This is a genomic window from Aquimarina sp. RZ0 (assembly GCF_008370685.1).
Taxonomy (GTDB): Bacteria; Bacteroidota; Bacteroidia; order Flavobacteriales; family Flavobacteriaceae; genus Aquimarina.
Genome location: NZ_VTZU01000044.1, coordinates 53,894 through 60,187, shown reverse-complemented (window position 1 = coordinate 60,187; position 6,294 = coordinate 53,894). Strand labels below are relative to the sequence as shown.

At 34.4% G+C, this 6,294-nt stretch carries 8 protein-coding genes and 1 pseudogene; 1 reads left to right on the top strand and 8 read right to left on the bottom strand.

From position 1 onward, the window contains the following. Positions 1-191 (top strand): IS3 family transposase (locus F0000_RS27805; protein WP_368668113.1); only part of this gene is annotated, 191 nt, incomplete at its 5' end. Positions 192-466: 275 nt separating this feature from the next. On the opposite strand, the gene atpG is transcribed toward F0000_RS27805, so the two are convergent. The 8 genes and pseudogenes from atpG to F0000_RS17095 all read right to left on the bottom strand — a co-directional run bounded on the left by atpG (position 467) and on the right by F0000_RS17095 (position 6,291). Beyond that, positions 467-1,327: an ATP synthase F1 subunit gamma gene (gene atpG, locus F0000_RS17130; protein WP_149625951.1), complete on the bottom strand. Its 861-nt coding sequence runs from the start codon at positions 1,325-1,327 to the stop codon at positions 467-469. A gap of 30 nt (positions 1,328-1,357) precedes the next feature. Beyond that, a pseudogene (locus tag F0000_RS28625) lies at positions 1,358-1,537 on the bottom strand (four helix bundle protein); the annotation flags it as partial. A 180-nt stretch (positions 1,538-1,717) separates the two neighbouring features. After that, positions 1,718-3,295, bottom strand: a complete 1,578-nt coding sequence (atpA, locus tag F0000_RS17120) for a F0F1 ATP synthase subunit alpha (protein WP_149625950.1) — start codon at positions 3,293-3,295, stop codon at positions 1,718-1,720. 74 nt (positions 3,296-3,369) lie between these two features. Then, positions 3,370-3,897 carry an ATP synthase F1 subunit delta gene (gene atpH, locus F0000_RS17115; RefSeq protein WP_149625949.1) on the bottom strand — a complete coding sequence of 176 codons (528 nt, stop codon included), beginning with the start codon at positions 3,895-3,897 and terminating at the stop codon, positions 3,370-3,372. A 7-nt stretch (positions 3,898-3,904) separates the two neighbouring features. Then, positions 3,905-4,408 (bottom strand): F0F1 ATP synthase subunit B, encoded by a 504-nt coding sequence (locus tag F0000_RS17110; RefSeq protein WP_149625948.1) that lies wholly within the window; start codon positions 4,406-4,408, stop codon positions 3,905-3,907. An 81-nt stretch (positions 4,409-4,489) separates the two neighbouring features. Next, positions 4,490-4,681 (bottom strand): ATP synthase F0 subunit C, encoded by a 192-nt coding sequence (atpE, locus tag F0000_RS17105; protein WP_149625947.1) that lies wholly within the window; start codon positions 4,679-4,681, stop codon positions 4,490-4,492. A 33-nt stretch (positions 4,682-4,714) separates the two neighbouring features. Then, positions 4,715-5,791: a F0F1 ATP synthase subunit A gene (gene atpB / locus F0000_RS17100; RefSeq protein ID WP_149625946.1), complete on the bottom strand. Its 1,077-nt coding sequence runs from the start codon at positions 5,789-5,791 to the stop codon at positions 4,715-4,717. A gap of 122 nt (positions 5,792-5,913) precedes the next feature. Beyond that, on the bottom strand, positions 5,914-6,291 hold the full coding sequence (locus F0000_RS17095; protein WP_149625945.1) for a DUF6168 family protein: 378 nt from the start codon (positions 6,289-6,291) through the stop codon (positions 5,914-5,916). Positions 6,292-6,294 lie beyond the last annotated feature (3 nt).

Here is a 6,294-nt window from a genome sequence, read left to right as displayed (position 1 = left end):
TAAAATATGAGAAAATATATCTCAATCCGCCTAATGGTGGATTAGATTTATATCAAAAAGTAAAAGAATATATTGAGTTTTACAACACCAAAAGAAGACATACTGAAATTGGAAAAGTACCCCCAAAATCAAATATTTTACCAAAAACAAATGGCTTCTTAGAAATTAAAAATATCTTTAAGCTGTCCTAAGCATTGGGAGTATCATAGAACTATGGTTTATAAAATTATCCATAGAGCTAGATACTACCATTTCTATCCTCATTATATAATATAATAGCCTATTATCTTGTTCCTTTTTTATTGGTTCTTCACTAGAGAATGAAATTGTAGTGCCTTATACTTGAATTGTTTATAACATTCTAAAGAATATAAAAAGCAAATGAAAATGCTTTGTAGAAGTATCGTATAAAAAAACCTCATTCGTATCAAGAATGAGGTTTTTACTATAATCAGAAGAAATACATCTAATTATTCAATGCTTCGGCACCACCAACGATCTCTAGAATTTCATTAGTAATAGAAGCTTGTCTTGCTTTATTGTATTGTAACTTAAGACTGTCTCTCAATTCTGTAGCATTGTCGGTTGCCTTATGCATGGCTGTCATACGGGCTCCGTGCTCAGAAGCAAAAGAATCTCGTATTGCTTTATATAATTGTGTTTTAAGCGACTTTGGTATTAACTCTTCTACAATCTCTTCCTTGGACGGCTCAAAAATGTAGTCTAAATTTACTTGAGTATCACCCTCTACAGGTTTAATCGGTAGAAATTGTTCTGTGGTCACTATTTGCGTCGCTGCATTTTTGAACTTGTTGTACACAACTACAATCTTATCATAAGATCCTTTGGTAAAATGTAGCATCAATTCTTCAGCTATATCAGCAACATTTGTAAAGGTCAGCTCATCAAACACCTCGCTTTTATTAGCAATAACCGTATGTGTTTTGGATACAATATCATTTACTTTTTTGCCAATGGTAACAAATTCAACTTGCTTGCCTGAATATACGTGTTCATATAACTCTTTAGAAGCCTTCACTATATTAGAATTAAAAGCACCTGCCAGACCACGATTAGATGCGATTGCCACTACTAATACCTTCTGAACCTCTCGCTGTTCTGAATAGACACTAGCACTATCTCCTTCTAGAGAAGCACTTAGACTCTGTAATAATTCAGTAAGCTTATCTGCATACGGGCGCATCGCTGTAATCGCTTGTTGTGCCTTATTCAACTTAGCAGCAGATACCATCTTCATGGCACTGGTAATTTGCATCGTTGAAGATACAGAGGTAATTCTACTACGTAATTCTTTTAAGTTTGCCATTTTTTATAATTATGAATCCTGAATTCAGAATTATGAATTTTTAATTATACTAACTAAAAGCCTTATCAATTCATCACATCTTTCTTTCAATTGATTAGGAATTTCCATTGTGGTTTCCTCAATAATATCTAGCCAGAAAGATGTTTCATCAGCTTCTTTTAAGGCAATTCCTAATTTATTCCTGAAATCTTTGGTGCTCACTCCTCTTTGTGACTCTTTACATTTGCGCCAATACTAGTACCACTCTTTAAGTTGGCTAGCAATTTCATATTCATGCCTCTTTTTCAACTCCTTACAAAAACTTACAATATCACAACCAAAATAAAAACTTTTATCTACAATTGCATTATTCTTTACCTTGTAAGCCATAGACTAATTCGGAATTCGGAATTATTTATATTTTGCTGAAATCTCTTTACAAGCTGAAAGCAACGTATCTGTTACTTCATCCGTTAATTTTCCAGCCTTTAGCGTATCTAACACATCTCTATGCTTTGCATTCAGATACTGTATATAGTCACTTTCGAACTCTTTTATTTTATTTACAGGAACATCTTTTAACAAGTTTTTAGACCCGGCGTATATGATTGCAATCTGATCTTCTACTGTATACGGGTCATTTTGTGCCTGCTTTAAGATTTCAACATTACGTTTTCCTTTTTCGATTACATTTAAGGTAGCTGCATCAAGATCAGAACCAAACTTAGCAAAAGCTTCCAGTTCTCGGAACTGTGCTTGATCCAGTTTTAGTGTACCTGCTACTTTTTTCATGGATTTAATCTGTGCTGATCCACCCACACGCGATACAGAAATACCTACATTAATTGCCGGACGAACCCCAGAGTTAAACAAATCAGAGGTTAAGAATATTTGTCCATCCGTAATCGATATTACGTTTGTAGGGATATATGCAGATACATCACCTGCCTGTGTTTCGATAATTGGTAAAGCGGTCAAAGAACCTCCTCCTTTTACTTTAGATTTTAAAGAGTCAGGAAGATCATTCATATCTTTTGCGATATTATCATCTGCTATTACCTTTGCGGCACGTTCTAATAATCTAGAATGCAAATAGAATACATCTCCAGGATATGCTTCACGACCTGGTGGGCGACGTAATAACAAAGATACTTCACGATACGCTACCGCTTGCTTCGATAAATCATCATAAATAATTAATGCCGGACGACCTGTATCACGAAAATACTCTCCGATGGCTGCACCTGCAAATGGAGCATATACCTGCATAGGAGCAGGATCTGAAGCATTGGCAGCTACAATCGTAGTATACGCCATCGCTCCTTTATCTTCTAATACTTTGGCAATACCTGCTACTGTAGATGCTTTCTGACCGATCGCAACATAAATACAGTATACTGGTTTACCTGCATCATAAAATTCTTTTTGGTTAAGTATCGTATCAATACATACTGTAGTTTTACCTGTTTGACGGTCACCGATCACTAATTCACGTTGTCCTCTACCTACTGGTACCATAGCATCGATAGACTTAATACCTGTCTGTAATGGTTCTGTTACCGGCTGACGGAAAACTACACCAGGCGCTTTACGCTCTAATGGCATTTCGAAAGTTTCACCTTCGATTGCACCTTTACCATCGATTGGCGTACCTAAGGTATCCACTACTCGACCTACGATTCCTTCTCCTACATTAATCGATGCAATTCTTTGTGTACGTTTTACCGTTACACCTTCTTTTACCTCTGTTGAAGAACCTAAAAGTACTACCCCAACATTATCTTCTTCAAGGTTAAGTACAATACCTTCTAGTCCAGACTCGAATTCTACTAATTCTCCGTACTGAGCATTAGATAAACCGTATACACGAGCGATACCATCACCTATTTGTAATACTGTTCCTACCTCTTCTAATGAAGCTGATGCCTCAAATCCTGATAATTGTTGTTTTAATATTGCTGAAACTTCAGCAGGATTCACTTCTGCCATTTTATAATAGTTTGCAAGAACGAGTTAGATACTAATTCTCTTATTATTAAATTATATACTATAAAAGTAATTTATTAATTACTCAATTCCCTTTTTAATCTTGTAAGTTTATTTAATATACTTGCATTATACTGCAAATCTCCTACTCTAAGAATAAATCCTCCAATGATACTCTCATCTATGATATTTTCTATGGTAGCTTCATTTCCCGTTAGTTCTTTTACCTTTGCCAGTACTTTCTCACTTAAGGTTTTACTTAAAGGAACAGCTGTTGTAACTTTTGCAAGTTGAGTATTATTTAACTGATCAAATAAAACAATATATTGCCTGGCAACATCACCTAATAAATTCACTCTTTTATTTTGGATCAATATATCAAAAAGCTTTTGTGTTAAATCACCAGTGTCTTTAAAGATTTCTTTTAAAGAAGCTAGTTTTACCTCGCTTTTAATCAACGGACTATTCAACACCATTCTGAGCTCAGCACTACTGTCTACAGTAGCGATAATACTTTGCATATCCTTTTGGACATCATCAGTGGCTTTTTTATCCTGAGCTAAACTCAAAACTGCCTTGGCATAGCGTATTGCTGCTCTACTCATTACGTGACTAATTTATTAAAGTAACATCTCCCAACATAGACGCTACTAATTCTAGTTGCTTGTCTTTATCAGCTAATTCTCTTCTCACAACTTTTTCTGCAATCTCTACAGAAAGTCCAGCTACTTGACTCTTGAGTTCTGCAATAGCTGCTTTCTTTTCGCTTTCAATAGTCGCTTGTGCTTGTGCTACGATTTTATCAGCTTCTGTCTGTGCTTCTACCTTAGCATCAGAGATCATCGTTTCTTTCAGCTGTCTTGCTTCTTTTAGCATTCCGTCACGCTCTGCACGTGCTTCATTTAAGATTCGCTCATTATCTGCCTGAAGGTTTTGCATTTCTTTTCTAGCCTCTTCTGCAGATTTTAATGCATCCTTAATCCCCGCTTCTCTATCATTTACTGATTTTAAAATAGGTCCCCAGGCAAACTTTTTAAGTAAGAAAATTAATCCAACAAATATTAAAATCTGCCAAAAAAACAATCCAAACGAAAACTGATCTAATAACTTATCCATATGTTATTTTTTAATATTCTATCTAACTTTTAATTTTTAAACAAAGGTTATAACCAACCGTTATAACCTTTGCCTTAAGCATTACGCTGCAAAAAGAGCAGCAAATCCTATACCTTCAATAAGAGCGGCAGCAATAAGCATCGCTGTCTGGATTTTACCAGAAGCTTCTGGCTGACGAGCGATAGCATCCATCGCTGATCCACCAATTTTACCGATACCTAATCCTGCACCGATTACTATTAAACCTGCTCCTACAATGTCTGGAATTGTCATAACTATATAATTAAAAATTAAACGTTCAAAATTTTAATGATGCGCCTCTTCATTTGCCATACCAAAATATAGTGCTGCCAGCATCGTAAATATATATGCTTGTAATGCCGCCACTAATAACTCTAATATCGATAATGCGAATGCTAATCCAAATGATAGTGGACTACCAATCCAACTCTTAAACAAGAACATCATACCTACAATACTCATAATGACTACGTGACCTGCAGTCATATTAGCATATAGTCGTATCATTAATGAAAAAGGTTTTATAAAAACCCCAAGCAATTCTATTGGCGCAAGCACTACTTTCATAAAAGTAGGTACACCTGGCATCCAGAAAATATGTCCCCAATAGTTTTTATTGGCCGTTAAGTTTGTAATCAAAAATGTCAACAATGCTAATCCAAATGTTACAGCAATGTTTCCTGTCACATTAACAGCAAGAGGAGTCATCCCCAACAAATTTAAAAACCAGATAAAGAAAAATATGGTTAAAAGAAAGCTCATATATTTTCTATACTTTTTTTCTCCAATATTCGGAATCGCAATTTCGTCTCTTACAAAAAGTACCAATGGCTCTAAAAAACGACCAATTCCTGACGGAATTCCATTATTCTTTTTATAGGACTTAGCAAGACTTCTAAACATAAAAAACATGAGTATACTTATTAAAAGCATACTAACTACATTTTTTGTAATCGAAAAATCCAGAGGTTTTGCATTGGTAGGGTGATGATGGGCATCATAATCAATTGTCCCTGCTGCATCTGTTTTATATATTTTACTATGGTATAATTTATAATAATTACCACCAACTTCTGCTACTGTTTGCCCATGATGAAATTTTGAAGAAGAAAAAACCTTCAATCCACCATCCCAAAGAATCACTGGCAATGGAAATCCATAATATTTATGCTCCTTCTCATCAGAAAATAATGTAAAATCGTGTGAATCCAGAAGGTGATGAGCTATAAACTCCTTAATTTCAGTTTTTAACCCGCCTTTTCCTTCTTTTTCTACGTTCTCAGTATCTTTTGCAACTAGATTCAAAGAAGTGAGAACCAAGGCCAAAGTCATAAAAATTCTAACTACACTAATTTTTTGCATTCTAGGTCAGATTTCGGTTCCTAAATTTCGGTGCAAATGTACATAATAAAGTTAGATTCTTAAACAATTTTTAACAAATAAGTTTAATCCAAAAAATGAAAAAACAATATATTGAAAATCAACTATTTAAGATTATTGAGTATTTTGGAAACATAATAGACTTCTAGCGATAAACTAATCATATACGGAATAAAAAAATCCAGAAAAACACTTTTGTCTATTTCGAGATCTGTAAGTTTTAGTATTGCCAAAAAAACTCCGATCTTCAAAAAACTACCTGCCAAAAAAACAAAGCCTAGTTGATCTTTTAGTCTTTTTTTTAGTGTGACAATTGTGCTAACAAGAAGTATTGTATACACGCTATTAAAAGTATAAGAAAGAGTAAGAATACTTATATTACCGGGAAGAGAGAATAATTCTAGTATCCAGGTATGTATAAAATAACTACTAACTAATACAATGATAAAAAGTGCTAAAAAGCGAAATAAGTTTTGGGGCATTAT